This window comes from Limisphaera sp. 4302-co (assembly GCF_049537155.1).
In the GTDB taxonomy this organism is placed as follows: domain Bacteria; phylum Verrucomicrobiota; class Verrucomicrobiia; order Limisphaerales; family Limisphaeraceae; genus Limisphaera.
Genome location: NZ_JBMVQZ010000004.1, coordinates 35,815 through 60,480, shown reverse-complemented (window position 1 = coordinate 60,480; position 24,666 = coordinate 35,815). Strand labels below are relative to the sequence as shown.

Here is a 24,666-nt window from a genome sequence, read left to right as displayed (position 1 = left end):
CGAATGGGCCCCGGCAGCCGCAGATCCCGTGAACGCGGGAAGGTCCCGGGCCAGAAGGAAAAGACCGGACAAACCAGATGGAGACACGGCCGAGAGTCCTGTTGGCGGACGATGACCCGGAGCTGCTGGAGCTGTACCGGGAGCTGTTGTCCCGGTTGCCCAGCGCGCCGGAGATCCGCGTCGCCAACAGCGGGCTCAAGGCACTGGCCTTGCTGCAGGAGGAACCGTTCCACCTGTTCCTGTGCGACCTGCGGATGCCCAGGATGGACGGCCTGCAGGTCCTGACCGTGGTGCGCCGAAAGTATCCTCAACTGCGCACCGTGGCCCTCACGGCGCTGAAGGACGAATCCCTTCGGTCGCGCGTGTATGCGCTGGGGGTGGATCTGTACTGGCAAAAACCCGCCAACGACCGCGAGGTGCAACTGTTTCTCGACTCGCTCGAGTCCCTGTTGAGCCGCGATGCCTCCGGCGGCTTTCGCGGAATTCAAAGCAAGAGCCTGGTCGACATCCTCCAATTGGAATGCCTTTCGCAGAACTCAACCGTCCTGCGCATCACCCACGGACCGTGGGTGGGACGGATCTGGATCCTGGGCGGGGAGCTGATCGACGCCGAGACGGACGAGCTCGTCGGTGAGGAAGCCTTCGCACGCATCCTCAGTTGGAAAAGCGGCACGTTCGAGCAGTTGCCGCCCGAGCCTGACCGGCCCCGGCGCATTTTCAAGTCCTGCAACGCGCTCCTCTTGGAGACGGCCCAAGCCATTGATGAATCCGGTTCGGAGAACGAACCCGCGGTGGAGTCCGAGATCCCGGTGCCGCCGCCCCCGCTGGAGCAAATCGCGCGGATGGAACGCGTCAGCTCCGTCCTTCGATTCGGCCAGCGCGCCCAGGATCCGTGGGAAAGCCGCGGTGTCGAATGTCCCGAGGAGGTCCGGCGTTGGGCCCGACACGCACTGGAACGGTTCCGGCGTCTGGAGGAAAAACTGGCCGCCGGACCGCTCGAACATGTCCAGGGCACGGGTTGGCAACAGCAGATCGGACTGGCGCCCTTGACCGATGGCGGCCTTTTGATCGAATGGCACGGACGCCTGGAACCGGAACGAGCAGCAGAACAACTTCGAAAGGCCGTCACCCTGCTGGAGTCATGAAATGGATTCGAAACACAAACACGGCCACGCCGCTGCGACCCCTGCCGGCCGGCAGCTTCACGGTGGATCGCAACGGCCATCTGCTGGCGTCCACCCTGCCCTCGGAATTTCCCGTGAGCCTGTTGCGGGAGATTGCCCAGCCGTTTTTGACCACTTTCCGCGAAGCCCGCGAAGCAGGTCTGGAGCTGACCGATCTCATGGCCTGTTACCGTGGACTCAAGATCACGGCACGGGAACTGCGGGGCGGCGCCCTGATCTTCGTCTTCCCGCAAACCCCCTTCGCCACCCCAACGTGAAACCGGAGTGACCTATGGCCAGCAAACAATTGGACCAGCTCATCCAGGAAATGGAGAACTACTGCGAGTGCTGGAAGCAGTTCCATCACTTCGTCAACCTCGCACGGGAAAAGAAGTTTGGCGCCGAGGACGAGGCCCAGTTCCTCGAGGTCAAAACCATCATCGTGCAGGAGCTCGAACTGATCCTGGCCTCGGTGGAGGTGACCTCTCCCACCAAGGAAGAAGTGCACAACGTATTGAACCTGGCCCCCTCCCTGCGTTACCTCAGCGAGCTCAACGACGCCGCCCTGCGCAACATCGAAAACCAGTGGCACAAGATCTACATCGGACTGCACGCCATCCTCGGCCAGTTGAAGGTCCGCCAACGTCAGGAAGAGGGTCGTTCCTTCTTGTCCTTCCGCAAAAACAAGGAATCATGACCCGCCCCGACACGCCGGCTGGCTGCGTGCCCCGGCCCGGGGAGGGAGTGCATCATGAACGATTGGCTGGCGGCCCTGCTCCTCGGCCTGGTGGAGGGGCTCACAGAGTTTATCCCGGTCTCGTCCACCGGACATCTGCTCCTGGTCGAGCAACTGGGCGGCGTGGGCCAACGGAGCGACCTGTTCAACATCCTCATCCAGTGCGGCGCCGTGCTGGCCGTGCTGCCCCTGTTCCCCGAACGGCTGCGCCAGCTCCGCCACGCCCTCACCGATCCACAGGGACGCGATTACGGACTCAAACTCGCTGCCGCGTTCGCGCTGACCGGCGCAGGGGGGCTGGTGTTGGAATCGCGCGGATTTGAACTCCCTGAGACGCCGCTGCCGGTGGCCCTGGCACTGCTGCTCGGAGGCGTGGCCTTCCTCGCAGTGGAGGCGCGACTCCGCCGGCACCCGCCCACGGGGGGGATTACCTGGCCGGTGGCGGTGGCCATCGGGTTGGGCCAGTTGGTGGCCGCGGTCTTCCCCGGAACGTCGCGTTCCGGCGCCACAATCCTGCTGGCCCTCCTGTTGGGGACCGGCCGGCCCCAAGCCACCGAGTTCTCTTTTCTCGTGGGCATCCCCACCATCCTGACCGCCGGCGGCCTGAAGCTCTTCAAGGCCTGGCAGAACGGCACCGCCCCCGCCGAGTCGTGGGGCGTGATCGCCCTGGCCACGCTGACCTCGGCCATCGTCTCGTTCAGTGCCGTCAAATGGATGCTCCGATACGTGCAGACCCACACCTTTGTCTTGTTCGGCTGGTACCGCATCGCCATCGGGACCGTGATCCTGTTGCTGGCCCTCACCAGCTCCTGACCCTTTCACCACGCGCCGTGCCGCCGGCACCCGATCCCGCATGCGCAGTTGCCAGCCTCTGCCCGGGGACGCACCCTGCCAGGCACGAGCATGATCACCCGTTTGCGAACCCTGAAAGCCGGTCTGGCGATCGCCCTCCTGGCAGCGCCGGCCCCGGCAGCCCCACGCCAGACCGCCGGAGCAGAGATGATCCTCCTGGATCACGGATCCGCTCGCCTGGTCTTCTTCCCCCGGGAAAGCCGCCTGGTTTTGACCGACCTGGGGACGGGCGTGTCGTGGGAATCCGGCAGCAGCAAGACGCCCTGGGCGAACGTGACCTTGCAACTGCCCGGGGGAACGCGCACCGTCCCGCTCGTTCATTGCCACGTCCACACCGGGCCGGAAGGCCTGCAGTTGGAGTATCGGCCGGATCCCGCCCACCCGCGGAGCCGGTTGCAAATCCGCATCACACGCCCGCCGGATGGCCCCGGCCTGCTTTTCGCCTGGCAGGCCGATGCCGACCTGTCCGTCACACGCCTCCGCCTGTTCGAAGGTCTTGAGTTGGGAACTGCGGGCGAATCAGCAGCCGCGCTCGTACCGGTCCGCACCGGACTGCGCGTGCCGGCTGAAGGCAGGCAACCTTTCCGCCAACGATTCGAGACCTATGCCTACGAGGGTTGTCACATGGCGATGCTCGGCACCGTCCGACTCGGCGCGGCAGCCCTCTGGGCCTGGGATTCGACAGGAGTCACGCTGGATTTGCAACGCCGGGTAACGGGCGAAACCAACCATGCCTCCCCCGCCGGCCTCCTGGCGGCCTTCGAATTCCAACCCGGTTCATACCGGATCCGGTGGCTGCCCCTGGGCCGGGGTGACCATGTGGCAATTGCCCGCGCATACCGCAACCTGGCACGGGCCGCCGGGTGGTGGGTCCCCTGGCCGGAGAAACTTCGCGGCCATCCCGAGCGCGCCCGGTATTTCGGTGCCGCAAACGTGAAACTCTGGAGCCTGCTCACGCGCCGCATGGACGAAACCAGCACCCGCGAACAGGAGGTCCGCGTGAATTGGACCTTCGACCAGGCCGCACGCGTGGCCGAACATCTCAAAAACGAGCTGAAATTGGATCGGATCCTGTTCGGCATGGGTGGTTGGATCCACCGCGGCTACGACAACCAGCACCCCGACATCCTGCCCCCTGCGCCCGAGTGCGGCGGTGAACCCGCTTTTCGTGAGGCCTGCCGCAGAATCCTCCGACTCGGCTACCTGCTGAGCCTGCACGACAATTACCAGGACATGTACCGCGACGCGCCTTCCTGGGACGAGTCGTGGTTGAACAAGGACCCGGACGGCTCGCCCACGCGCGGCGGAGTGTGGGCGGGCGGGCGCGCGTGGATCGTCTGCTCACGCAAGGCCCTGGAACTGGCCATGCGCCCCTCCAACCTTCCCGCCGTCAGGGCCTTGTCAGGGGCCAACGCGTACTTCATTGACACGACCCTCGCGGCCGGGCTCTACGAGTGTCACGACCCGCAACATCCCCTCACCCGGCGCGAGGATCTTTACTGGAAACAGGCCCTCTGCGACTACGCCCGCGCCCTGTTCGGCAGTTTCGGCAGCGAAGACGGCCGGGAATGGGGCATCCCTCACGCCGATTATTTCGAAGGCCTCGCCGGTGTGGCCGGCCACCCGTTGCACAATCGTGAGCTGCTGACCCGCTTGGAAGCCGAACCGGTGCCGTTGTTCGAACTGGTCTATCGCGAGTGCATCCAGGTTTATGGCAAATACGGGTACGACCCCGCCCAGGCCGCCGATTACGTACTGCACCATCTCATGCTGGGCCGTCCCCTCCACTATCACAACCTGCCAGCCGGCCTGTACTGGGAACAGGACCCACAGGAACACGCCCGGCCCGAGGTCGCCCAGGTACAGCCCCTGGGCCCGCGCACCTTCACCATCCGCTACGCGTGGCACGTGACCGCGCCACCGGATCGAGACTGGCGTGTGTTCGTCCACTTCTGCGACGCGCGGGGCAACATCCTGTTCCAAAACGACCACGACGCGGACCCGCCCACCTCGCGCTGGTCACCGGGCCGCCACGAAACGGGGCCCTTCCGCATCACCGTTCCCGAGGGTCTGACCGGCCCCTTCTTCATCCGGATGGGGTGGTACGATCCGGCCTCCGGCCGGCGTGCACTCCTCAAGGGACCGGGCGATGCCGAGCGGCGCATTCGGGGCGGACGGCTGGCCCTGACAGATTCCGGGGTGCGATGGGAACCCGAACCCGACCCGCCCGAATCAACCGGGCTGAACCCTGCTCTGTTCCTCCGGGCCGACCGGGGCTGGGCGGAAGGGTTCCATCCTTGGGACAGGTTCGTGAAGAACACATATGAACTGCTCAGTCCCCTCAATGCATTGACCGCCACGCAGGCGATGACCGCACACGCCTTTCTCACCACGGATCATCGAGTACAAATGACCACGTTCGGCACCGGCCGGCAGGCCACCACAGTGGTGGTCAACCGGGGTTCCCAAACCTTCCGCTGGGTAAGCAGCCGGTCCGGCTCCATACTCCTTCCTCCGGGCGGGTTCATGGTCGAAGGCGACCGTTTCATCGCGTTCCACGCCCGGGAGTGGAACGGCCTGACTTACGAAGACGCACCGTTCTTCACGCTCCAAAGCATGGACGGCCAACCGCTGGACCGCTCCCGGCAAATCCGCGTCTATCACGGGTTCGGAGATCCACGAATCCGGCTCGGGCGCCATACCTGGGAGGTCGAGCGGGAACAAATCGTGGATCCGGGCCCGGCGCAACGGTCGGTACAACCCGACTGACAGGCTCACCGGGCTGCCTCACATGGTGGAAGGGTGGCTTTCCGCGCTCTTGCGGCCCACACTCGCGCCAATCCCCCAGCCTACTCAGGAGCCGCCGGCCGGTCGTGCCTCGAACTGGAACGCCCCGTACCCCACCACGCGATCCCGCGGCCCGGCGGTGTCACCAGAATTGCGCAGATCCACCGTTTCAGCGGCCAGGTTCTGCGCCGCTTGCGCGCGCAACAGCCCGCGAATGGCGCGGAACCCACAAGCGTTGCGTGAGGTGAGGCTCTCGGCCCGACCTTCCTCGATGGCCTCCGCGGTCGCACGATCGAGGCGCACAGCCATCTCGTAAGGGTGATAGTGGCTGAGGTCGGAACTCACCACGATCCGGGTTTCCGGCCCGCCCCACAACCGGTCCAGAACTTCCGCCACCTCTTCGTCCGACGCTTCCCCTACCACGAGGGGGACGATCGTGAAGCGGTCCAACAGCACCTGCAGAAACGGCAGTTCCACCTCCAGGCTGTGCTCGGCCGCATGAGCGGGGTCGAACAGGCAGACCTGCGGCAGATCCGCGATCCGTTCCACGGCCTCCCGATCCACGGGCACGCGCCCCAGCGGAGTCACGAACGCTCCGGCACGCGGCAGCGCAATACCGTCGAACCAGACGTGATGAGAGGGCCCGATCAGGACGATCCGCTCGATCCGGTCGCGCGCACCTGCCCAGGGCCGGAAGGCCGATCCCGCCACGGGGCCCGAATACACATAGCCGGCATGCGGCGCAATGATCGCTTTCGGATCCGTGCCGCCGCCAGGTCGGCCCTCCTCAACGAAGCGCTCCACCCACCGGCCCAGTTCGCGGGGATCGTCCGGGTAAAACATCCCTGCCACCGCCGGCGGCCGTGTCTGCTGGAAAAAACCCGCGTTCATGACCCTGAACCTCGAGTACCCTTCCCACCATACGCCCTTGAAGGCCTTCTGTCAGGGGACGGTTCAGGCAACCCTGCCGCGCCGCTGTCTGGAAACCGCAAACGTCAAGCCGGCAGAATCGCGTCCGCCTACCCGCTCTCAGAAAAGGGAGGAGGATCACCCCATCGCCGGGAAGCTGCGCACCCACACGCGCCGTCCCGATGGATCCGGTGGCTTCACAAACCGCCGGCAGAAAGGGCCCAACCGCCCGGCACCGATCGCCCCTCCGCCATGACGGGGGTTCAACCCAAACGGTACCGGCCCGGGATCGGCACCTCCGGAAAAGGCAGCGGACCGAACTCGTATTTGTCCGGTCCGAGCCGGCGCTCCGACTTGATCAGGCTGTCCCACTCTACGGTTTTGCCGCTGTAGGCGGATTCGCGCCCCATGATCCCGGTGAAGGTGGACTGGGCGATCGCCTGCGCCTCGTTGAGGGGCTCCCCCTTGCGGATGCTCTCGATCAGGTCCAGGTGCTCCTGCTCGTAGGCATTGACCTCCGGCTCGCGGAACCGCCAAGTCTCGCCTCCCTTCACCCGGATCCAGCTCTGACAGTTGCTGGTGCCCTTCGTCCCGGCGATGAACTCCTCGACCAGATTGTCGCAATGATCCATCTGCCGGCACTGGCTGAAGACGCGGATGCCGTTGGGGTACTCGTATTCCACGGCGAAATGATCGTAAATGTGGCCGTAGGTGGGACCGGGCGGCCGGGCCTGCCGGCCACCCAGGGCCCGCGCGCGAATCGGGTGTGCCCCGATCACCCAGTTCATGATGTCCAGGTTGTGGACGTGCTGCTCCACGATGTGGTCCCCCGACAACCAGGTGAAATAGTTCCAGTTGCGGATCTGCCATTCCATGTCCGACCATTCGGGACGCCGTTCCACGACCCAGATGACCCCGCCGTTCCAGTAACAGGTGCCGTACATCAACTCGCCCAACGCACCGTCCCGGATCCGTTTGATGGTCTCGTTGTAACTCCGCATGTGCCGGCGCTGCGTCCCCGCCACAATGCCCAGGCCCTTTTCCTTGGCGATCCGCCCGGCTTCCATGACCATGCGCACCCCGGGGGCGTCCACGGCCACCGGCTTCTCCATGAACACGTGTTTCCCGGCCTGCACCGCCGCCATCAAATGCATCGGCCGAAAATGCGGCGGCGTGGCCAGGATCACGTAGTTCACCTCCGGAATGGCCAGCAACTGCTTGTACGCATCGAACCCGGTGAAACAGTGGTCGTCCGGCACGGTGATGCCCACGCGCGCCAGATTCTGACGGCACGCAGCCAGACGGTCCGGAAACAAATCCGCCAGCGCGATCACCGAAACGTTCTTGCGCGTCACGGCGGCCCCTTCTTTGACCGTCTCCGTATGGTAGCCCTCGCGCGGGTAAACCACTTCCGTCTGAACCCCCAACACGTCCAGGACCGCCCCACCTCCACGCCCGCCACAGCCGATCACGCCAACCCGGATCGGATCGTCCGGCTCGGCCCGGCTGGTGATCACAAAAGGAAACCCGCTCACCGCGGCCGTTCCCGCCACGGCCAAGGAGGTCTTGTGAAGAAACGTGCGTCGGCTGACGCCCGAACGTCCCTGGGTCTGATCCTCTTTCATGATGCTCCGGAAATCACCTTGTTCCTGAACCAAAAAGAAGTATGCAGCCCACACGCCCCGCTGTTCAAAACAAAATCCGCATCCCGCATTGCAGGCGGGGTCCGGCCAGACAAGCCCCGGCGCCTGGAGGCCCGGCGAAAAAGCCGGCGACGATCCCCCCACGCCCTCTCGCGTCTGCGCGCCGCCCAATCGACCCGCCACGCGGCCGGCCGGGCTCACCGGCGGGCGACACCACGCCAGCACCGGGTCAACCCAGCCGTGCGTGGGTCCCGTCGCAAAACGCGCCGTTGCCGGAACGTTTGCACCCGCACCAGGCCACGGTGCGCGGAGTTTCGATCACCACCTTCACCGGGCCCAACCCGGTGCCCTTGTGGGAACCATCGCAAAAGGGTTGCTCCTTCGAATGCCCGCAGGCGCACCACCAGTAGGTGCCCGGCTGCATCTCCCTCACGTAAGGCTGCCGCGCGGCGATTTTGGGCTCGCTCATGGTCAGTGCGAAACGGAGGAATTCACGTGGGTAGACCGCTGCCGGTTCCGTTCCGAACGCCGTTCCACGAACACCCAGGCGATCAGCGCCGGTCCGAAACAGAGCAGCACGCCAATCGGCACGCAAAAAATGCTCCAAAAGATGTCCATAACCCCGGCTCAAAATGTTCGAAACCCGGCCCGGTGTAAAGCACCAGCCGGAGCGCCGCGCCGTACCGGCGCGGCCGGTCCGGCCTGGCCGCACGACCCTTTGCCACCCCGCCGGCGCTGGCCGTCCCGGACGCCACCGCATTTGCCGCGCCGGCTGTCAAACACCTCCCCGCCGGCCCCGGGCCCAAGCCGCCCGCCGGAATCCAGGGCACAGGAAAACCTCGCCGGCTATTTCTCCGCCGCCTGTTGTTCCCGTTGCCGTCGGCTTTCCTCGATGACCTTTTGCGCCAGGGCCGCCGGCATTTCCTCGTAGTGGCTGAATTCCTCCGTGTGAACACCCCGGCCGCCGGTCAGGGAACGCAGCGTCACGGCGTACCGGTACATTTCCGCTGCAGGCACCTGGGCACGAATGATCTGCATGCGGCCCAGACTTTCCATGCCCAAGATCTTGCCCCGGCGACTGGAGAGGTCCCCCATGACGGCACCCATGTATTCCTCGGGCACGCGGATTTCGACGTTCTGGATGGGTTCCAGCAGGATCGGGTTGGCCGAACGAAACGCCTCCTTGAAGGCCTCGTAGCCGGCGATCTGGAAGGCGATGTCCTTCGAGTCCACCGGGTGCATCTTGCCGTCGTAGAAGTCCACCTTCACGTCCGTAACGCGGTATCCGGCCAGGATCCCTTCAGCGGCGGCCCGTTGCACACCCTTCTCCACCGAGGGCACGAAGACGCGATCCACGTTCTGGCCCACCAACGACTCGGTGAACTCCAGGCCGGTGTCGCGCGGCTTCGGTTCGATCCGCATCCACACCTCGGCGAACTGGCCGGCGCCACCGGTCTGTTTCTTGTGCCGATATTTGGCCTCGCCCCTGGACTTGATGGTCTCGCGGAAACGGATCCGGGGCGGGACCAGGTCCACTTCCACGCGAAACCGCTTCTTCAGTTCGTCGGTGATCACCATCAGATGAAGCTCGCCCTGGGCGGACAGAATGGTCTGGCGCAGCTCCGCATCCACGGTGTAGGTGAACGTGGGATCGGCCGCATGCAGGGCTGCCAGGCCCTGGGAAAGCTTGTCCTCCTCACCCTTGACCTTGAGTTCGATCGCGGCGTGGATGCTCGGCTTGGGCCATTCCACGCCCGGCAACCGGCAGATGAACTTGGGGCTGCAAAGGGTGTCACAGGTGTGGGTGCTTTTGAGTTTCACCGTGGCACCCATGTCGCCGGCCGGAATCTCGTTGATGGGCTCCCGGTTGGCCCCGTTCAGGAGATAGAGCTGACCCACCTTTTCGGTGGCCCGGCTGCGCGGGTTGTACAGTTCCGAGCCCACCGCGACCTTGCCCGCGTACACGCGGAAGAACGACACCTCGCCAAACTTGGGTTCGCTGACCGTCTTGAAGACGTAGGCCACCGGTTCGGGATCGGTGAGCGACACCTCCACAGGCTGATCGTTGGCATCCAACGCCCGAACCTTGGGGCGATCCGTGGGTGCCGCTCCGTACTTGGCGATGAAATCCATCAGCCGCGCCACGCCCACATTGTGCTCCGCACAGGTGGCAAACAACGGGATGAAACTCTGCCGCAAGATTGCCTGATGCAACCCGCCCCGCAGCTCTTCCTCGGTCAGACGGCCCTGTTCAAGATACTTCTCGGTGAGCGAATCGTCCGCCTCGGCAATGTACTCCATCAGTTTTTCGTGCAGTCGGTTGACCAGGTCGGCCTCCGGTCCCCCGGCAGGGGCCTCGGCAAACTTGCCCGCGCCGTCCCGCTGGTACGTGATGATCTCACTGCGCGGCACGTCCAGGACCTTCTGAAAGCTGGGACCGGCGTCCAGCGGCACACTCAACGGAAAGACCCGTTCCCCGGCAAATTCGCGGATCTGGGCAAGCGTGCGTTCAAAGTCCGCATTCTCCTTGTCGAGGCCGTTAACCACAAAGACCTTCGGCATGCCGAACTGCGTGGCCCAGTCCCACACCTGCATCGTGCCCACCCCGGGACCGTCCTTGGCATCCACCACAATCACCGCCAGATCGGCCACCCGCAACGCGCCCAAGGCCTCGGCAATGAAATCGAGATACCCCGGACAATCGAGGATGTTGAACTTCCGGCCCAGCCATTCCAGGTGCAGCATCGAGGTCTGGATCGAGATCTTCCGCTCCCGCTCGTTCTCGTGGTAGTCGGAGACCGTCGAACCCTGCGCCACGCTCCCCAACCGGTTGATCACGCCTGCACAGGCCAGCATGCATTCGCTGAGCATGGTCTTGCCGGAGGAGGCGTGGCCGACGATGGCGAAGTTCCGAATGTCCGAAGGTTGATAAGTTTTCATGCCGTTTCGCGTCGTGTTCAATCACCCCGGGAGACCGGGGTTGACGGACCCCGGACCTCCCACCCCTGCGGCCGTGTGCGCAGCTTGGTTTCCGGATTCGCCACCGGCGTGGCCCCGGAGAACCGGCCTGCGCCCGGGCCGCGCACGTCAACATTCGGGCGCCAACTTAGGACGCCGCCGCCGATCACGTCAATGGCGCGACCCGGTCCGCGGCTCGTGTCAAACGGTTCTCCGCCCGCCTGCATCGCCGGCGGGCCCTGCCCGGGCGGCCCTCACACCCCGGGAGCCCCGGCAGGAGCCACGCTTGGTGGCTCCCTCCCCGGGGACCGCCGCCGCGTGTGCGGATCCGGCACGTGAGGACCCGCCACCCGGCGGGGCTCCCTACTCATACCGCAGCGCCTCGATGGGATCCAAATAGGCCGCCTTCAACGCCGGGTAGGTCCCGAACACCACCCCCACGGCCGAACAACTCAGCAGCCCCACCAGCGTCCAGTCCCACGGCAGGGCAGGGGGCACCTTGAAATACCAGGCCGTCAGGTTCCCGCCCACAATCCCCAACAGGATGCCCAGCACGCCGCCCACCTGGCACAAGACCACCGCTTCCAGAATGAACTGGCCCAGGATGTGGCGCCGTTTCGCGCCCACCGCGCGTCGGATCCCGATCTCCCGGGTGCGTTCCGTCACCGACACCAGCATGATGTTCATGATCCCCACGCCGGCCGCCACCAGCGCAATGGAACTGATCACCGCCACCCCGACGCGCACCGCCAGGGTGAACGCCTGAAACTGCTCGATCAGAGAGTCGTTGGAGAAGATCTCGAAGTCGTCCTCCTCCCCCGGCGGCACCCGGCGGGCCAGCCGGAGCAGGCCCCGCACCTCCTCCACACAATCCTCGAACACCGCCGCATCGCGCGCCTGCACCAACAGGGTCAGACTGCGATTGCTCCGGCCGTACCGGTTCAAGGCCGTCTGCAGCGGCACCGCCACGAAATCGTCCTGTTCGCTCCCTTGGGCGCCCCCCTTGGGCGCGATCACGCCCGCCACACGGTACGGCACGCCGTCCATTTTGACGGTCTGCCCGACCGCGCCGCCGAACGGAAACAACACCCGCGCCACGCCATCGCCCAACACGCATACCTCGCGGGCATTGACCACGTCATCCTCCGTCAGGGCCCGTCCCTCGGCCACGATCCAGTTCCGGGCGGGAAAACAGCCGGGGGTCACACCGAGCAACCGGATCGTGGGCGCCGTCCGGCCGTACCGGCTGGAGACCTCACCGGCCCAGAATTCGTCCTCCACACCGATGGCCGCCGTCAATTCGGCACGCGCCGCCACTCTCTGGGCCTGTTCCCAGGTGATCGGCTTGCGGCGCCAGTATTTTTCGAACCCTTCCGGTCCCCCGAAGTAGAGCGCGGGCCACTTGCGCACCGCGAACGTGTGTGCCCCCAGTTGGCTCATCTCCCTCTCCACGTTCCGCTGCAACACGCGCAGCGCGGTCATGGTGACCATGATGGAGAACACGCCCACCAGCACACCGAGCAGCGTCAGTCCCGAACGCAACTTGTGCGCCGACAGGGCCGCCATAGCCATGCGGAACGCCTCGGCCATCTCGGCCCAATACCAGGTCCGCCGCGATCGTTTCCGCCCCGGCGACACTACGTCCAAAACCGGAGGAACCGCCGCGCCCGGTCGGGAGGGATAAGACCGCTCGTTCATTCGGCTCGCAGTGCGTCCACGGGATTCAAGCGGGCGGCCCGCCACGCCGGCATCAACCCGGACACCAACCCCGTTGCCAGCGCCACTCCCAGCGCCAGAGCCGCCACCCGCAACGACAGTTGCACCGGCAGCATCAGTTGAAGCACCCACGTCAACGGCCAGGCCAGCGCCAGCGCCAGCAGACCACCCATCAAACAGATGGCGGCCGCCTCCAACAGAAACTGCATCAGGATCGCCCGCCGTTTGGCCCCCACCGCCTTCCGAATCCCGATCTCACGCGTGCGCTCGGCCACGGAGACGAACATGATGTTCATGATCCCGATCCCTCCCACGAACAACGACAAACCGGTGATGAACAATCCCACCACCGCAAGAGTCCCCCCGACCTGTTCGAAGACCCGGATGAACTGCTGCTGCTGGTTGATCGAAAAATCGTCCGGTTCCCCCGGTTCCAACCGGCGCACCCGACGCATGGCCTGGCGGAGTTCCTCCCGGGCGTCCTCCAGGGCCGCCACGTTGCCCACCTTGACCTGAATCTGCAGGTCCGGCCGGTTCTGAAACCACGTCAGAAACGCCCCCAGCGGTACGATGATCTGGTTGTCCAGACTGAACGCCCCGAGAAAGGTGCCCTGCCGCTCCAACACCCCCACCACCTCGAACGTGCCGCCGCCAATGCGAACGCGCCGCCCCAGCGGCGACTCGTGGCGAAACAGGTTCGTGGCCACCTCGGTGCCGATCACACAGACCGGTCGTGCACCGGCCACCTCCGACCCGCTCAGGAACCGCCCCAGCGCCACCCGCACACCTGCCGTGATCGGATACTGCTCGGTCGTCCCGATGATGAACACACTGCCGGCGCTGCGGTTCTGATAGCGCACCGGCTGGTTCCCCCGCGCCACCGGGGCCACCGCCAGCGCAAAGTCCGCCTCCCGCGCCAGGGCCCGCGCATGAACCGGCTCGATCCGCGGCCGTTTCTGCATCCGCAGCCAGACCTCCCGCGAACCGATGAACCAATCCATCCGGTCCACAAACAGCACATCCGCGCCGATCCTCGACACGCTCTGGAGGAACGAACGGTTCAACCCCTCGATGGCCGTGCCCATCAGCGTGACGGTGGCCACCCCGATCACGATCCCCAGCGTGGTCAGCGCGGCCCGCAGCTTGTTGGCCACCAGCGCCGCCAGCGCCATGCGCAGGGCTTCTCCCAGTTCAATGGCCAGCCTCATGGACCCGACCGCCTTTCGTCAGCGGCAATCCGCCCGTCACGGATCCGCACCACGCGCCGCGCGTGCCGGGCCACGTCCTCCTCGTGTGTCACCAACAGGATCGTGTGGCCCTGCCGCCACAGGCTGTCGAACAACGCCAGGATCTCCTCGCCCGTTTTCGAATCCAGGTTCCCGGTGGGTTCGTCGGCCAGCAACAGCGCCGGCCGGTTCACCAGCGCCCGGGCAATCGCCACACGCTGGCGCTGCCCGCCGGACAGTTCGTTCGGCCGATGATGCACCCGATCCGCCAAACCCACCCGTTCCAAGGCCTCCCAGGCCCGGCGGCGCCGCGTCTCCGCCGGCACACCGGCGTAAATCAATGGCAGTTCCACATTGTGCAGCGCCGTCGAACGCGGCAGCAGATGAAAACTCTGGAAAACAAAACCGATCCGTTCGTTGCGAACCTCCGCTAGTTGATTGTCGTCCATCCGACTGACGTCCACCCCGTCCAGTTCGTACCGGCCGGAAGTGGGACTATCCAGGCACCCGATGATGTTCATGAGCGTGGACTTGCCCGAGCCGGAAGGCCCCATGATGGCCACGTACTCGCCCCGTTCGATCTCCAGGTCCACCTCCCGCAGGGCATGGATCGTCTCCGCGCCCATGCGGTAACAGCGTCCCACCTGAATCAACCGGATCAGACTCATCCTTCCCCTCTTCGGCCCGGAGACCGTCCTCACGCACCGGCGGGAGCAGCCCCCTTTCGATCGGGCCGCGCCGGGCACCCGGGTCCGGATCAACCGCCCGTTCCCCCGGCACGTCCCTCCCGGGGAACCACACGCACCCGCGCGCCGTCGGTCAAATCCCGATGGATCACCTTGTATCCGCCCGAAACCACTTCCTGCCCCTCCTCCAGCCCCTCCAGCACCTCCCAATGGTCCGCATCACTGATTCCCACCTTCACCGGTACCATGCGCACACGGTCGCCCTCCACCACAAACACCACCGACTGCGTCTGAGGCTTGTCACGGTCCCGCCGCCGGGCGGACGCATCACCGGCCGAATCGGTCGATTCGGCGCCGTCTCCCATCCGCTCCGCGTCACTCTTTTGCGCCGAACCCTTTTCTCCACCGGAAACCTCCAACGGACGCGCGGTCACGCTGGCCAGCGGCACCGTCAGGACATTGGTTCGATAACGGGTCTCGATCTCGGCCGTCACGCTCATCCCGGGACGAAACACCTCCTTTTCGTTGATCCGGATCCGCACCTCGAACTTCGTGGCCTCCTGGGAACCGAGCGGCTGGTCCAGGTTGCGCGAGGAGTTGGCAATCTCCGTGACGTAACCGGTGAACGTGCGGTCGCGGAACGCGTCCACCTCCAGCCGTGCCCTCTGTCCCGGACGCAACAGCACCACGTCGGTCTCGCCCACCTCCACCCGTGCCTCCATGTTGTTCAAATCGGCGAGGGTCATGAGTTCGGTCCCCGCCATCATGGTGTTGCCGGCCACACGCTCGCCCCGCTCCACACTCAACCGGCTGATGGTCCCGCTGATCGGAGCGTAGATGGTGGTCTTGGCCAGTTCCTCCTCCGCCCGTGCCAGGGACGCCCGGGCCACCTCGACCTGATGCTGCGCATGCTCCAGTTGTGCGCGCGCCACTTCCAGGGCCGTGCGGGCCTCCAAAAACGCCGATTCGGATATCAAATGCGCCCGGTACAACTCCTCCTGACGCCGAAACTCCAGTTCTGCCTTCCGCAAATTGGCTTCCGCCTGCGCCCGGGCCGAACAGGCCGCCTGATACGACGCCTCCGCCGAACGACGGTTGGCCTGATACACATCCGGCTTGATCCGAGCCAGCAGCTCACCCTCCCGGACGAACTGCCCCTCCTTGACCGGCAGCTCCACGATCTCACCGCTCACCTCCGCACTGATCTTGATCTGAACCACCGGCTGGATCCGACCGTTGGCCACCACCACCTCCGTCAAGTTGCGGCGTTCCACCCTCTCCGTCTGCACCTCGTAAACCGGTGCGCGCCGCTGCCACAACACCCCACCCACCACGCCGGCCGCCATCACCACCACGCCTGCCAGCGCGACCCAACGCCATGCCTTCCTGCCCTGTGCCATTTTGATCCATTTCCGTGTCGGAAACCTCCGCCACCAACCCATGCTACGCGCGCAAGGGCCCGGAGGTTTCAATAAACTTGCTCCCGCGTTCGCGGCCTTACATCCCCAACCCCAGCCCCACCAAACCGGCCACCACCATCCAGATCAATCGAAGGCCGACCAACCACCACAACACCCGCACCCAATCCAGGCCGGTCAACTTCGACATCCCCAGGCCCAACACCGCCATGTGCCAAAACCCCAGCAAACTCTGCACGAACCCCACCATCCACAACCATCGTTCGATGGCCGGCGAAAGTGCTTCGCCTTCGGATGAGGCAGCCGCGGGAAAATCACCACCGGGGACCAACAACAGCAGGCTCACCACATCCCCCAGCAGGCCGATCAAACTGGCAAGCCCGGAAACCTCGCAGCAGCGTAACCACGGGACCTTTCTCCGCCAGACCCACCTGGCCAGCGCCCAGCCCACCCCCGCCCACACCAGAAACCGCAGTCCGCTCTGCAGCCCGCCTTCCAACACCACCGAACTCCGGAACCAGGGCGAGTCCAGCGTACGTTCGGCCCTGGCCAACCGTTCCTCCGCAGACGCCCGATCCGACAAGCCGGCCTCCACCCGCGCTTCCCATATCGCCCGATGCCGCATCAGCCAGAGCTGGCGCAAGCCCGCCCCCTCCCACGCCCACCACGTGGCCACCACCCCGATCCAGAATCCCAAAGCCGCCGGCAACCACCAATGAGCCGGATGCGGCCGCGACCGCAACAGGTCGTCGAACACCTGCCCCGGCACACCGAACACGTTCACCATCCGAGCCCATACCGTGAACAGGGGCGGCGTGGACTCGGACCGGGCATCCTGCGGCTCCGGTTCCAACACGGGTGGCTGTTCCATGGCTGACCCGGCGTCTCGCTGGCGAGCTGCCTTCCAATTGGCCCACGATGAAACATGTGCCCGGCAATGTCCAGCCGCTGCAGACCGGCACAACACGCGGCTCTGCAAAACCCTGCTCCACCCGACCACGCAGCCGCACCTTTCGGCTCTCCCGCACCCCACCCGGACTGCCGTGGCAGGGGAACGGACAAACCATACACATCTTTTGGCATCACACTTGCAAATGCTGTGGTTGTGAAACCTTTCACGCGCCGGCGGGTCCAACACCAGGATGAGACCGGCGGGCGCCGAAAGCCCTTAAACGGGGGCATAAGCATTTGACATAACCCCCGGCCGGAGTAGGCTACGGGTGAGGTGCGGGCCAGCCGGTTGCCGCGGGCAATCCACCCGGCAAAAACCCCGGCTGAACCGCGTAGAAGGCAGGTTCCATCGGACCATGAGCGAGACAATTCAGAGCGCCTCCCCGCCGATGGCGGACGAGAGGATGCACCCCATTCAGGAAGCGGTCATTCGGATTGCGGGCAACTCCCAGGACGGCATTCAGGCCATGGGCCAGATCCTGGCCCGGCTGGCCGGCCGGAGCGAACAGGAGGTCATGACGTACATGACCATCCCGTCCACGATCTCCGGAGGGCCGTCCATCTTCCAGGTCCGTATCGGCTCCGGTGAGGTGCTGAGCGCGGGGGACGAGGCGGATTTTCTCCTGGCATTCTACCAGCATTCCTACGAGAACCACATCTATTCGCTCCGGAAAGGCGGGATCGTCCTCTACGACACCGACAACGTGGAGCCCAAGCCGGACTGGCAGAAGGATTACGTCCACATCGGCGTCCCCATCACCAGCCAGACCATCGAGGCCATCGGCGGCACCGCCCGCGACAAGGGCAAGAACATCTTCGCCCTGGGTTTGGTCGCCCGGTTCTTCGACCTCAACGTTCCCAAGTTGGAACAGCTGATTCGCGAGCGTTTCCAGGGCAAGGACGAGAGCGCGGTGCGGAATGCCCTGCTGGCCTTCCACGCAGGGTATGCGTACGCGTCCAACCACCTGAAGGAGGTGTATCGCCTGGCCGAGAGCCGGAAGCGCGAACGTCCCCAGGTGGTCATGAGCGGAAACGAAGCGTTGGCCTACGGGCTGATCGCCGCCGGCGTCCGGTTCGGTGCCGCCTACCCGATCACACCCTGGTCGGACGTGATGGAGACCCTGCGCCGCGAACTGCCGAAGTACGGCGGGACATTCGTCCAGGCCGAGGACGAGATTGCAGCGGTCTCCATGGCCATCGGGGCCAGTTACGCCGGCTACCTGGCGGTCACGGGTTCGAGCGGTCCGGGTATCTCGCTCAAGAGCGAGGCCGTGGGCTGGGCGGTCAACGCCGAGGTGCCCCTGGTGGTCATAGACGTGCAACGAGCCGGGCCTTCGACGGGGATGCCGACCAACCCCGAGCAGTCGGACCTCTACATCGCGTGTTTCGGCAGCCACGGCGACGCGCCTCGCGTGGTACTGGCGCCGGCCGATGTGGAGGACTGTTTCTACACGGCCATCGAGGCGGTCAACATCGCCCGGGAGTACAGTGTACCAGTGTTCATCCTGAGCGACCAATCCATCGCCACCCGCATCGAGGCGTTTCTGGAGCCCGAGCTGGAAAAACTCTGCCAGGACATCTCCCCCAAATTCGACCCGGTACCCGATCACAAGCCCTACGATCTGAACGCACCCGACGGCGTCACCCGGCACATCCCGCCGGGCACCAAGGTCCTGAGCGGCAAATACCCGGTGCTGACCGGCTTGGAACACGATGAAATGGGACATCCGTCCGCCTCGCCCAAGATCCACGCGGCCATGACCGCCAAGCGCCGCCGCAAACTGCAGGCCCTGGCAAAGCGGCTGCCCCGGCCGGAAACCTACGGCCCCAACGAAGGTCAGGTCCTGCTGGTGGGCTGGGGCTCGACCCGCGGCCCCATCCGCGAGGCGGTGGACCGCGCCCGGGCGCAGGGGCTGAGCGTCTCCGCCCTCCACCTCCGGCATCTGAACCCGCTGCCGAACGGGCTCGATGAAATCTTCTCCGGCTTCCGCCACATTTTCGTGGTCGAGATGAACGACGAAGGTCTCTACGGGTATGGCCAACTGGCCACCCTCCTGCGGGCCCGCTACTGCAACCCCAACATCCGGGGAATCAACAAGACCGACGGGCTCACCTTCAAGGTGCGCGAAATCCTGGAACGGTTGCAGGAGAAGCTCAACGCCTTGCAAGCCCAGCCCGTATGAACCCGGTTTCCCAACTTTCAGCCAGGAGCCAGACCATGAGCACTGCCACCACCGTCCCATCCTCCACCGGTCAACCGCCGGCCGCACCGGCCGCCCAGGAACCCAAGCCGTTGACCAAACGCGAGCTTGCGGCCGATCACCCCACGTGGTGCCCCGGCTGCGGCGATTTCTCCGTGCTGGCCATCTACTTCAAGTTGATGGAACGCGCCAGAATCCGGCACGAAAAAATCGTGAGCGTGTCCGGCATCGGCTGTTCCAGCCGGTTTCCTTACTTCGTCCAGGCCCACGGGGCCCATTTCATCCACGGCCGGGCCCTGGCCTTTGCCACGGGGCTGTCGCTCACCCGCCCCGATCTGCATGTCTTCGTCTTCAGTGGCGACGGAGACGCCTTCTCCATCGGAGGCAACCACTTCCTCCACGCCGCCCGGCGCAACGTCAACCTGACCCTGGTGGTCATGGACAACCAGGTCTACGGCCTGACCAAAAAGCAGACCTCGCCCACCTCCCCCATCGGATTCAAGAGCAAAACCGATCCCTGGGGCGCCGTTGACCAGCCGCTCAACCCCATCAAGACCGCCATCGCCGCCGGCGCCACCTTCGTCGCCCGCACCATCAGCACCAATCCCAATCACCTCCTCCAAATGATGGAGGCGGCCATGCAACACGAGGGGTTCAGCTTCGTCGAGTGCCTCAGCGAATGCGTGGAGTTCTACGAGGGCGCCTTCGACGGTGCCAACCCTCGAAAGGGCGGCGTGTTCAACACCGTGCCGGCCAACCACGACGTCACCGACGAACTGGCCGCCTACGAACTGGCCAACGCACCTTTCCCCGGCTACTTCGGCATCTTCTACCAGGTCAAACGCCCCACGCGAAACCAGCGGGAGCAGGAAATCATCCGGGCCGCCCGGGAAAAGGTCAAAGACCTGAAAGATTGGCAGATCCTTCAGCGGACGTTCGACCGGATGAAATGATCGCGCGCGGCCGCCGGGTGCCTGCAGACGCAGCAGCCGGCTCCCGTTTGCTCTTTTCCCCAAGGGCCGGGCAGACTCTGCATCCGCTGCCCGGCCTTCGTGCGTTTGAACCGTAGAGCCCCCGATCTGAGACAGGAAGGGCCCCGCCCCGCCGGCCGCCCCCGTCGGTTCGGCGCGCAACCCGACCCGCCGGTCCCCGGGCACCGGCTGCACCCGTTTGGCGGGCGCGCCCGGGTCGACCAGGCACGTCCATTGCCGCAAACGGATTTCTGCAGTAGGCTGCCAGTCGGAGGCCGTCGCCATGCGCCCCATGCCGATGGAACACAAACAGGCACGAGCGGGAGAGCCCCGCCGGGCCTTCACCCTGATGGAACTGCTCACGGTGATGGCCGTGGTGGCGCTGCTTGCCGCGCTGCTGTTGCCGGCGCTCGGCCGCGCCAAGGCCCGTGCCACGCGCACGGTCTGCCTCGGCAACCTCCGCCAACTGGGGCTGGCCTGGCAGATGTACGCCCAAGAGAACAACGACCGCCTCGTGCCGAACGGATATGGCACGCGCCAGACGGCCGCCAACGTGCGGCTCTGGGTCCTCGGCGCCACCCACGCCGCCGCACCGGAACATCGGGCGACCCTGACCAACGCGGCCTTCCTCACCGATCCGGCCCTGGCCGCCTTTTCGGGCTACGTCCGCGATCCGACCCTCTACAAATGTCCCGCCGATCACGGGCTTGTGGACGGCACGCCCAAGGTTCGGTCCTACGCCCTCAACGCCTATCTCGGCTGGACCCTGCCCGAAGGCGGCGGCGAATTCCTCCTGAGCCCGCGCCACCTCAATTTCCGCACGCTGAACCAAGTGGCCGCAGCCGCGCCGGCTGAGCGACTCCAATTCGTGGACGTGGCGCCGGATTGGCTTTGTCACTCGGCCTTCGGTGTGGCCATGTCGGCCATGTTCTACCAGTTTCCCACCGCCGAACACGGAAAGGCTTCCCCCCTCAGTTTTGCCGACGGCCACGCCGAGGTCCGGCGCTGGCAGGATCCGTGGACCCTGAGCATGGCCCGTTCCCGATTCGTGACCCATCTGAACTGGGCCTTCCAACCCTCGGCCGATCTGCTCTGGCTGCGGGAACATGCCACCGTACCGGCACCGGTCACCGCCGACCCGCCATGAACCGACGCCCCTCCCGCCCCATCGCGCTGACCATCGCAGGATCCGACAGCGGCGGCGGCGCAGGCATCCAGGCCGATCTCAAGACCTTTGCCGCCCTGCACGTGCACGGTACATCGGCCATCACCTGCGTCACTGCCCAGAACCCACGCGAGGTCCGGGCCGTGCAACCCCTCCGACCCGACATGGTCCGGGCGCAACTGGAGGCGGTCTGCGCCGAACTGCCCCCGCGGGCCGTCAAGACCGGGATGTTGTATTCCCCCGCGATCATCCGCGTGGTCGCCGGGTTCACTTTCCCCGGCAACCCTCCGCTGGTGGTGGACCCGGTGATGGTGGCCACCAGCGGCGCCCCCCTGCTGCAACCGCGGGCGGTGCGGGTCCTCACCGCCGAGCTGTTGCCCCGGGCCACCCTGGTCACGCCGAACGTGCCCGAAGCCCAATGGCTTGTGGGCCGGCCGCTGAAGGACATGGAAGATCTCAGGCAGGCAGCCCGGTCCCTGCACGAACGTCACGGCTGCGCCGTTCTCATCAAGGGCGGGCACCTGAAAGGGCTGCGGACCGCGCCGGACCTGTTCTACGACGGCAGACAGGAGCTCCTGCTCGAAGCCCCGCGGATCGCCCGACTCCACACCCACGGCACCGGCTGCACCTATGCTGCTGCCGTCACGGCTTGCCTCGCCCGTGGCGAGTCACTCGTCCGGGCCGTGACAACGGCGAAGGCATTCATCACCCGGGCCCTTGCAGGGGCCTACCGCGCCGCGCGCCACGACGTCCTGCACCCGGGGGCCTGAGCCCGGCCCGGCCCGACCCGCCTGCTTCACGGGGACCGCCGCATCCTTGCCGGAGTTGCCCGGCTCCGGACCCGCCGGCTGACGCACTCCAGCCTTGCGAAGCCTTGGAGATTCAGCCTGTCCTGCAGCGTCCTTCGCGACTCCGAGGAACTCCCCGGCATGGCAGCGACCGTGCACGATCACCGGCTGCACGATGCCGGCATCCGTCGTGCGCATGCATCTTCTTTCTTCAGACTTCGACCGCCTGCGCCAACCCGCCAGACGCCGCGTCCAGAACCGCCGCCCCTTCGGATCCCGGGTCGCACTCGTGGCTTGGCCCATGCGGCCGTGCAAGGTTATGGTTCCAACAGAAAAGCAGGAAGGTTGCCGCAGGAAGCCATGGGCCGAACGTTCATCTTCGAATGTCCCAAGTGCCAGTACCGCGCCCACGTCTCCGGTGGACCCGACTCGGGCTTCCGCTTCAGCGTCCAGACGATCCTCTGCCAGACCTGCAAGGAGCTGCACGACGCGGTGGTGCGGCTTCGGGTGCCCGTCCTCAGTCCGCTGCAACAGTCCACCCGCTGGGGTTTCCCGGGCGCGCTGGCCGGCAGAAAACGGGTGGAAACCCCCAAACATCCGCCTCCGTTCCAGCAGGTCCTGAACCAGCTCTGGCCTCCGGGGGTGCGCCAGTCCCGGTGGATCCAGTATCCCCTGGTCTGTCCGAGGGGTTCATGGCACAACGTTCGGGAGTGGAACAACCCGGACCACTGCCCGCGCTGCGGCGTGCTGATGGAGCAAACCGTGCTCCCTTACCGGCTCTGGGAGTGAAACGCCCGCCCCGCAGCGGACCGGGATGGCCCTTGCAAAACCCGCCTCCACCGGCGGCCAACCGTTCCCGCCCGGGCGAAGCGAGCGCCCGCAATCCGATCAACCGGCCCGGCGTGGATCCGATTGGTTGACAGCGGGGAAACTCCGTCGAAGGAGTCCGGGCCGTGCCCGGTTCAATGCGTTGCGGCGCGGCAGGCTGCGTACCCGCGGAAGAACCCGATGCACTGCGCCACATCCGGAACGTTGTTCTCCCACTTGGTCTCGTACTCGATGGAGATGTTGCCCGCAAAACCCTGGCGGCGCAGTTCCTCCAGCAAGGCACCGACGTTGACCACGCCCGCACCGTAGGGCACGTCGGTCGTCAGCCGCCCGATGGCGGTCCGATCCTTCAGATGCACGCTGACGATGCGACCCGCCAACAGGCGGAGTCCTTCCAAAGGCACGATGCCCGAGGTGGCCCAGTGTCCCGTATCGGCCGCGGCACCCAGGCGCGGATCACGGTTCCTGACCATCTCCAGCACGTTGGTCGGGCTCCACACCCGGTAGTCCGGGTCATTGGGCCGGCGCGGATGATTGTGGATGCCCACGCGGATGTCGTACTCGCGCGCCAGCCGTTCCAGCAGATCCAGCTTGTCCACGTCCTCGGTGGTGACCGCGTAGAGGTCCAGCTTGCGCGCAAACTCGAAGATCCGCCGCCACTCGGCCTCGTCCCGGCCGTGCACCACACCGTAGTTCACCGGCCGGATCCCGTGCCGGGCCAGGTGTTCCTTCATCCGGGCGATGACCTCGTCGGAAGCATTGTGGTCCCACCGCTCGTCGCTGTCCGGTCGCAGGCGCTGTCCGGGGTAGAACTCGATCACCCGGGCACCCGCCGCCGCGGCCTTTTCCACCGCTTCATAAGCCGTAAAGCGGTTGAAGGTCCAGGCCTGACAACCGACGGCAAACCCGCCGATCTTCACCTCGTCAGGAATCGGCCCCGCCGTCGCCACGATCACACCGCCGTATGCAAAGACGGCCGCCAAGCTCGCCATCCAGGAAACAGTTCTCATGGTATCCTCGTCGGTTCGGGCGCTCCGGTCCGACTGGTTCCGCGTGCCACGACCGGTCCGCACGCCGCGGTCTTTTGCCGCACGGCCCGGAGCCTTGCCCATCCCTACCCGCACCCACGGCCGCTGCCAAGTAAAACCTCTGCCCCTCCCACACCGCAGGGGCACCCGCACCTCTGGCAGGGCCGGGCTCCGGCCATCCCGTGGAGCCGGCCGGAAAACGGGGACAAAAAAATATGGTGCGCGCTGCAGGATTTGAACCTGCGACCCCCAGTGTGTGATACTGATGCTCTACCGCTGAGCTAAGCGCGCAACCGACTTCACTGTATCGCGGGCCGCGCCGTTTTCAAGCCTTTCGATGGGGCAATTTGGCAGAAGCGACCTTGGGAACTTTCCAGCCGGCGCAAGGCCGGACCGCCGGCCCGGCCCGCGTGACGTTTGACCGCCCGAACCTCTGGACGCCTCCGCGGCCGCCTGAGTCCGTCGGCAGGTCCCGCCCAACCCACAGCCGCTCCGCCCTTACGGGGCGCCGCGGTTCTTCAGAAACCGCGCCGGGGACGGCCGTCGGGACACCCTTTGTTCCCATCCCTACGAAACGCCTCCCGCGTTTGAAAAGAAAAGCAGCCCCGCTGCATCGGCGGCGCTGCTTTTCCCGTCGGTT

The 24,666-nt window shown here is 65.7% G+C and carries 21 protein-coding genes and 1 tRNA gene; 10 read left to right on the top strand and 12 right to left on the bottom strand.

What is annotated here, in order from left to right; translation table 11 throughout:
- Positions 1–77: 77 nt before the first annotated feature.
- From ACPDIX_RS05690 to ACPDIX_RS05670, 5 genes are all read left to right on the top strand, one after another.
- On the top strand, positions 78–1,145 hold the full coding sequence (locus ACPDIX_RS05690; RefSeq protein ID WP_423430814.1) for a response regulator: 1,068 nt from the start codon (positions 78–80) through the stop codon (positions 1,143–1,145).
- Positions 1,142–1,441, top strand: a complete 300-nt coding sequence (locus ACPDIX_RS05685) for a hypothetical protein (protein ID WP_423430813.1) — start codon at positions 1,142–1,144, stop codon at positions 1,439–1,441. Before ACPDIX_RS05690 ends, ACPDIX_RS05685 begins: the two co-directional genes overlap by 4 nt.
- Before the next feature lie 14 nt (positions 1,442–1,455).
- A complete protein-coding gene (locus ACPDIX_RS05680) occupies positions 1,456–1,860 on the top strand; it encodes a hypothetical protein (RefSeq protein ID WP_423430812.1) in 405 nt (134 codons plus the stop codon).
- A gap of 54 nt (positions 1,861–1,914) precedes the next feature.
- On the top strand, positions 1,915–2,712 hold the full coding sequence (locus tag ACPDIX_RS05675; protein WP_423430811.1) for an undecaprenyl-diphosphate phosphatase: 798 nt from the start codon (positions 1,915–1,917) through the stop codon (positions 2,710–2,712).
- A gap of 90 nt (positions 2,713–2,802) precedes the next feature.
- Positions 2,803–5,520, top strand: a complete 2,718-nt coding sequence (locus tag ACPDIX_RS05670; RefSeq protein ID WP_423430810.1) for a DUF5696 domain-containing protein — start codon at positions 2,803–2,805, stop codon at positions 5,518–5,520.
- Positions 5,521–5,604: 84 nt separating this feature from the next.
- Here the strand turns inward: ACPDIX_RS05670 and amrB are convergent, their stop codons facing one another.
- The 10 genes from amrB to ACPDIX_RS05620 form a co-directional block, all read right to left on the bottom strand.
- Entirely contained in the window at positions 5,605–6,429 is an 825-nt protein-coding gene (amrB, locus tag ACPDIX_RS05665; protein ID WP_423430809.1) for an AmmeMemoRadiSam system protein B, read from the bottom strand.
- A 281-nt stretch (positions 6,430–6,710) separates the two neighbouring features.
- Positions 6,711–8,072: a Gfo/Idh/MocA family protein gene (locus ACPDIX_RS05660; protein WP_423430808.1), complete on the bottom strand. Its 1,362-nt coding sequence runs from the start codon at positions 8,070–8,072 to the stop codon at positions 6,711–6,713.
- A gap of 247 nt (positions 8,073–8,319) precedes the next feature.
- The gene (locus ACPDIX_RS05655) at positions 8,320–8,559 is read right to left on the bottom strand and encodes a CDGSH iron-sulfur domain-containing protein (protein ID WP_423430807.1); all 240 of its coding nucleotides are present in this window, start codon (positions 8,557–8,559) and stop codon (positions 8,320–8,322) included.
- Between the two features lie 2 nt (positions 8,560–8,561).
- Positions 8,562–8,708 carry a hypothetical protein gene (locus tag ACPDIX_RS05650; RefSeq protein WP_423430806.1) on the bottom strand — a complete coding sequence of 49 codons (147 nt, stop codon included), beginning with the start codon at positions 8,706–8,708 and terminating at the stop codon, positions 8,562–8,564.
- A gap of 228 nt (positions 8,709–8,936) precedes the next feature.
- Positions 8,937–11,030 carry an elongation factor G gene (locus tag ACPDIX_RS05645; protein WP_423430805.1) on the bottom strand — a complete coding sequence of 698 codons (2,094 nt, stop codon included), beginning with the start codon at positions 11,028–11,030 and terminating at the stop codon, positions 8,937–8,939.
- Positions 11,031–11,411: 381 nt separating this feature from the next.
- Complete coding sequence (locus ACPDIX_RS05640; protein ID WP_423430804.1) at positions 11,412–12,746, bottom strand: ABC transporter permease; 1,335 nt, start codon at positions 12,744–12,746, stop codon at positions 11,412–11,414.
- Positions 12,743–13,972: an ABC transporter permease gene (locus tag ACPDIX_RS05635; protein WP_423430803.1), complete on the bottom strand. Its 1,230-nt coding sequence runs from the start codon at positions 13,970–13,972 to the stop codon at positions 12,743–12,745. Before ACPDIX_RS05635 ends, ACPDIX_RS05640 begins: the two co-directional genes overlap by 4 nt.
- The gene (locus ACPDIX_RS05630) at positions 13,969–14,658 is read right to left on the bottom strand and encodes an ABC transporter ATP-binding protein (protein WP_423430802.1); all 690 of its coding nucleotides are present in this window, start codon (positions 14,656–14,658) and stop codon (positions 13,969–13,971) included. Before ACPDIX_RS05630 ends, ACPDIX_RS05635 begins: the two co-directional genes overlap by 4 nt.
- Positions 14,659–14,747: 89 nt before the next feature.
- Positions 14,748–16,076, bottom strand: a complete 1,329-nt coding sequence (locus ACPDIX_RS05625) for an efflux RND transporter periplasmic adaptor subunit (RefSeq protein ID WP_423430801.1) — start codon at positions 16,074–16,076, stop codon at positions 14,748–14,750.
- A 97-nt stretch (positions 16,077–16,173) separates the two neighbouring features.
- Positions 16,174–16,965 carry a hypothetical protein gene (locus tag ACPDIX_RS05620; protein ID WP_423430800.1) on the bottom strand — a complete coding sequence of 264 codons (792 nt, stop codon included), beginning with the start codon at positions 16,963–16,965 and terminating at the stop codon, positions 16,174–16,176.
- Positions 16,966–17,401: 436 nt separating this feature from the next.
- Between ACPDIX_RS05620 and ACPDIX_RS05615 the strand changes: the two genes are divergently transcribed.
- From ACPDIX_RS05615 to ACPDIX_RS05595, 5 genes are all read left to right on the top strand, one after another.
- Positions 17,402–19,228, top strand: a complete 1,827-nt coding sequence (locus ACPDIX_RS05615) for a 2-oxoacid:acceptor oxidoreductase subunit alpha (protein WP_423430799.1) — start codon at positions 17,402–17,404, stop codon at positions 19,226–19,228.
- Between the two features lie 35 nt (positions 19,229–19,263).
- The gene (locus ACPDIX_RS05610; protein WP_423430798.1) at positions 19,264–20,199 is read left to right on the top strand and encodes a 2-oxoacid:ferredoxin oxidoreductase subunit beta; all 936 of its coding nucleotides are present in this window, start codon (positions 19,264–19,266) and stop codon (positions 20,197–20,199) included.
- A gap of 310 nt (positions 20,200–20,509) precedes the next feature.
- Positions 20,510–21,364: a type II secretion system protein gene (locus ACPDIX_RS05605; RefSeq protein WP_423430797.1), complete on the top strand. Its 855-nt coding sequence runs from the start codon at positions 20,510–20,512 to the stop codon at positions 21,362–21,364.
- Complete coding sequence (gene thiD, locus ACPDIX_RS05600) at positions 21,361–22,152, top strand: bifunctional hydroxymethylpyrimidine kinase/phosphomethylpyrimidine kinase (RefSeq protein ID WP_423430796.1); 792 nt, start codon at positions 21,361–21,363, stop codon at positions 22,150–22,152. The genes ACPDIX_RS05605 and thiD overlap by 4 nt, the downstream gene beginning before the upstream one ends.
- Positions 22,153–22,530: 378 nt before the next feature.
- Entirely contained in the window at positions 22,531–22,959 is a 429-nt protein-coding gene (locus ACPDIX_RS05595) for a hypothetical protein (protein WP_423430795.1), read from the top strand.
- A gap of 173 nt (positions 22,960–23,132) precedes the next feature.
- Here ACPDIX_RS05595 and ACPDIX_RS05590 read toward each other — a convergent pair whose 3' ends face one another.
- Entirely contained in the window at positions 23,133–24,008 is an 876-nt protein-coding gene (locus ACPDIX_RS05590) for a sugar phosphate isomerase/epimerase family protein (RefSeq protein ID WP_423430794.1), read from the bottom strand.
- 234 nt (positions 24,009–24,242) lie between these two features.
- Positions 24,243–24,317, bottom strand: a tRNA-Val gene (locus ACPDIX_RS05585).
- Positions 24,318–24,666 lie beyond the last annotated feature (349 nt).

Excerpts from the sequence above, each read along its gene's own strand:
- ACPDIX_RS05655 (WP_423430807.1), bottom strand. The coding sequence starts at position 8,559 with ATGAGCGAGCCCAAAATCGCCGCGCGGCAGCCTTACGTGAGGGAGATG.
- ACPDIX_RS05645 (WP_423430805.1), bottom strand. The coding sequence starts at position 11,030 with ATGAAAACTTATCAACCTTCGGACATTCGGAACTTCGCCATCGTCGGC.
- ACPDIX_RS05625 (WP_423430801.1), bottom strand. The coding sequence starts at position 16,076 with ATGGCACAGGGCAGGAAGGCATGGCGTTGGGTCGCGCTGGCAGGCGTG.
- ACPDIX_RS05680 (WP_423430812.1), top strand. The coding sequence starts at position 1,456 with ATGGCCAGCAAACAATTGGACCAGCTCATCCAGGAAATGGAGAACTAC.
- ACPDIX_RS05685 (WP_423430813.1), top strand. The coding sequence starts at position 1,142 with ATGAAATGGATTCGAAACACAAACACGGCCACGCCGCTGCGACCCCTG.
- amrB (WP_423430809.1), bottom strand. The coding sequence starts at position 6,429 with ATGAACGCGGGTTTTTTCCAGCAGACACGGCCGCCGGCGGTGGCAGGG.
- ACPDIX_RS05635 (WP_423430803.1), bottom strand. The coding sequence starts at position 13,972 with ATGAGGCTGGCCATTGAACTGGGAGAAGCCCTGCGCATGGCGCTGGCG.
- ACPDIX_RS05620 (WP_423430800.1), bottom strand. The coding sequence starts at position 16,965 with ATGGAACAGCCACCCGTGTTGGAACCGGAGCCGCAGGATGCCCGGTCC.
- ACPDIX_RS05660 (WP_423430808.1), bottom strand. The coding sequence starts at position 8,072 with ATGAAAGAGGATCAGACCCAGGGACGTTCGGGCGTCAGCCGACGCACG.
- thiD (WP_423430796.1), top strand. The coding sequence starts at position 21,361 with ATGAACCGACGCCCCTCCCGCCCCATCGCGCTGACCATCGCAGGATCC.
- ACPDIX_RS05670 (WP_423430810.1), top strand. The coding sequence starts at position 2,803 with ATGATCACCCGTTTGCGAACCCTGAAAGCCGGTCTGGCGATCGCCCTC.
- ACPDIX_RS05650 (WP_423430806.1), bottom strand. The coding sequence starts at position 8,708 with ATGGACATCTTTTGGAGCATTTTTTGCGTGCCGATTGGCGTGCTGCTC.
- ACPDIX_RS05630 (WP_423430802.1), bottom strand. The coding sequence starts at position 14,658 with ATGAGTCTGATCCGGTTGATTCAGGTGGGACGCTGTTACCGCATGGGC.
- ACPDIX_RS05690 (WP_423430814.1), top strand. The coding sequence starts at position 78 with ATGGAGACACGGCCGAGAGTCCTGTTGGCGGACGATGACCCGGAGCTG.
- ACPDIX_RS05675 (WP_423430811.1), top strand. The coding sequence starts at position 1,915 with ATGAACGATTGGCTGGCGGCCCTGCTCCTCGGCCTGGTGGAGGGGCTC.
- ACPDIX_RS05590 (WP_423430794.1), bottom strand. The coding sequence starts at position 24,008 with ATGAGAACTGTTTCCTGGATGGCGAGCTTGGCGGCCGTCTTTGCATAC.
- ACPDIX_RS05640 (WP_423430804.1), bottom strand. The coding sequence starts at position 12,746 with ATGAACGAGCGGTCTTATCCCTCCCGACCGGGCGCGGCGGTTCCTCCG.
- ACPDIX_RS05615 (WP_423430799.1), top strand. The coding sequence starts at position 17,402 with ATGAGCGAGACAATTCAGAGCGCCTCCCCGCCGATGGCGGACGAGAGG.
- ACPDIX_RS05610 (WP_423430798.1), top strand. The coding sequence starts at position 19,264 with ATGAGCACTGCCACCACCGTCCCATCCTCCACCGGTCAACCGCCGGCC.
- ACPDIX_RS05605 (WP_423430797.1), top strand. The coding sequence starts at position 20,510 with ATGCCGATGGAACACAAACAGGCACGAGCGGGAGAGCCCCGCCGGGCC.
- ACPDIX_RS05595 (WP_423430795.1), top strand. The coding sequence starts at position 22,531 with ATGGGCCGAACGTTCATCTTCGAATGTCCCAAGTGCCAGTACCGCGCC.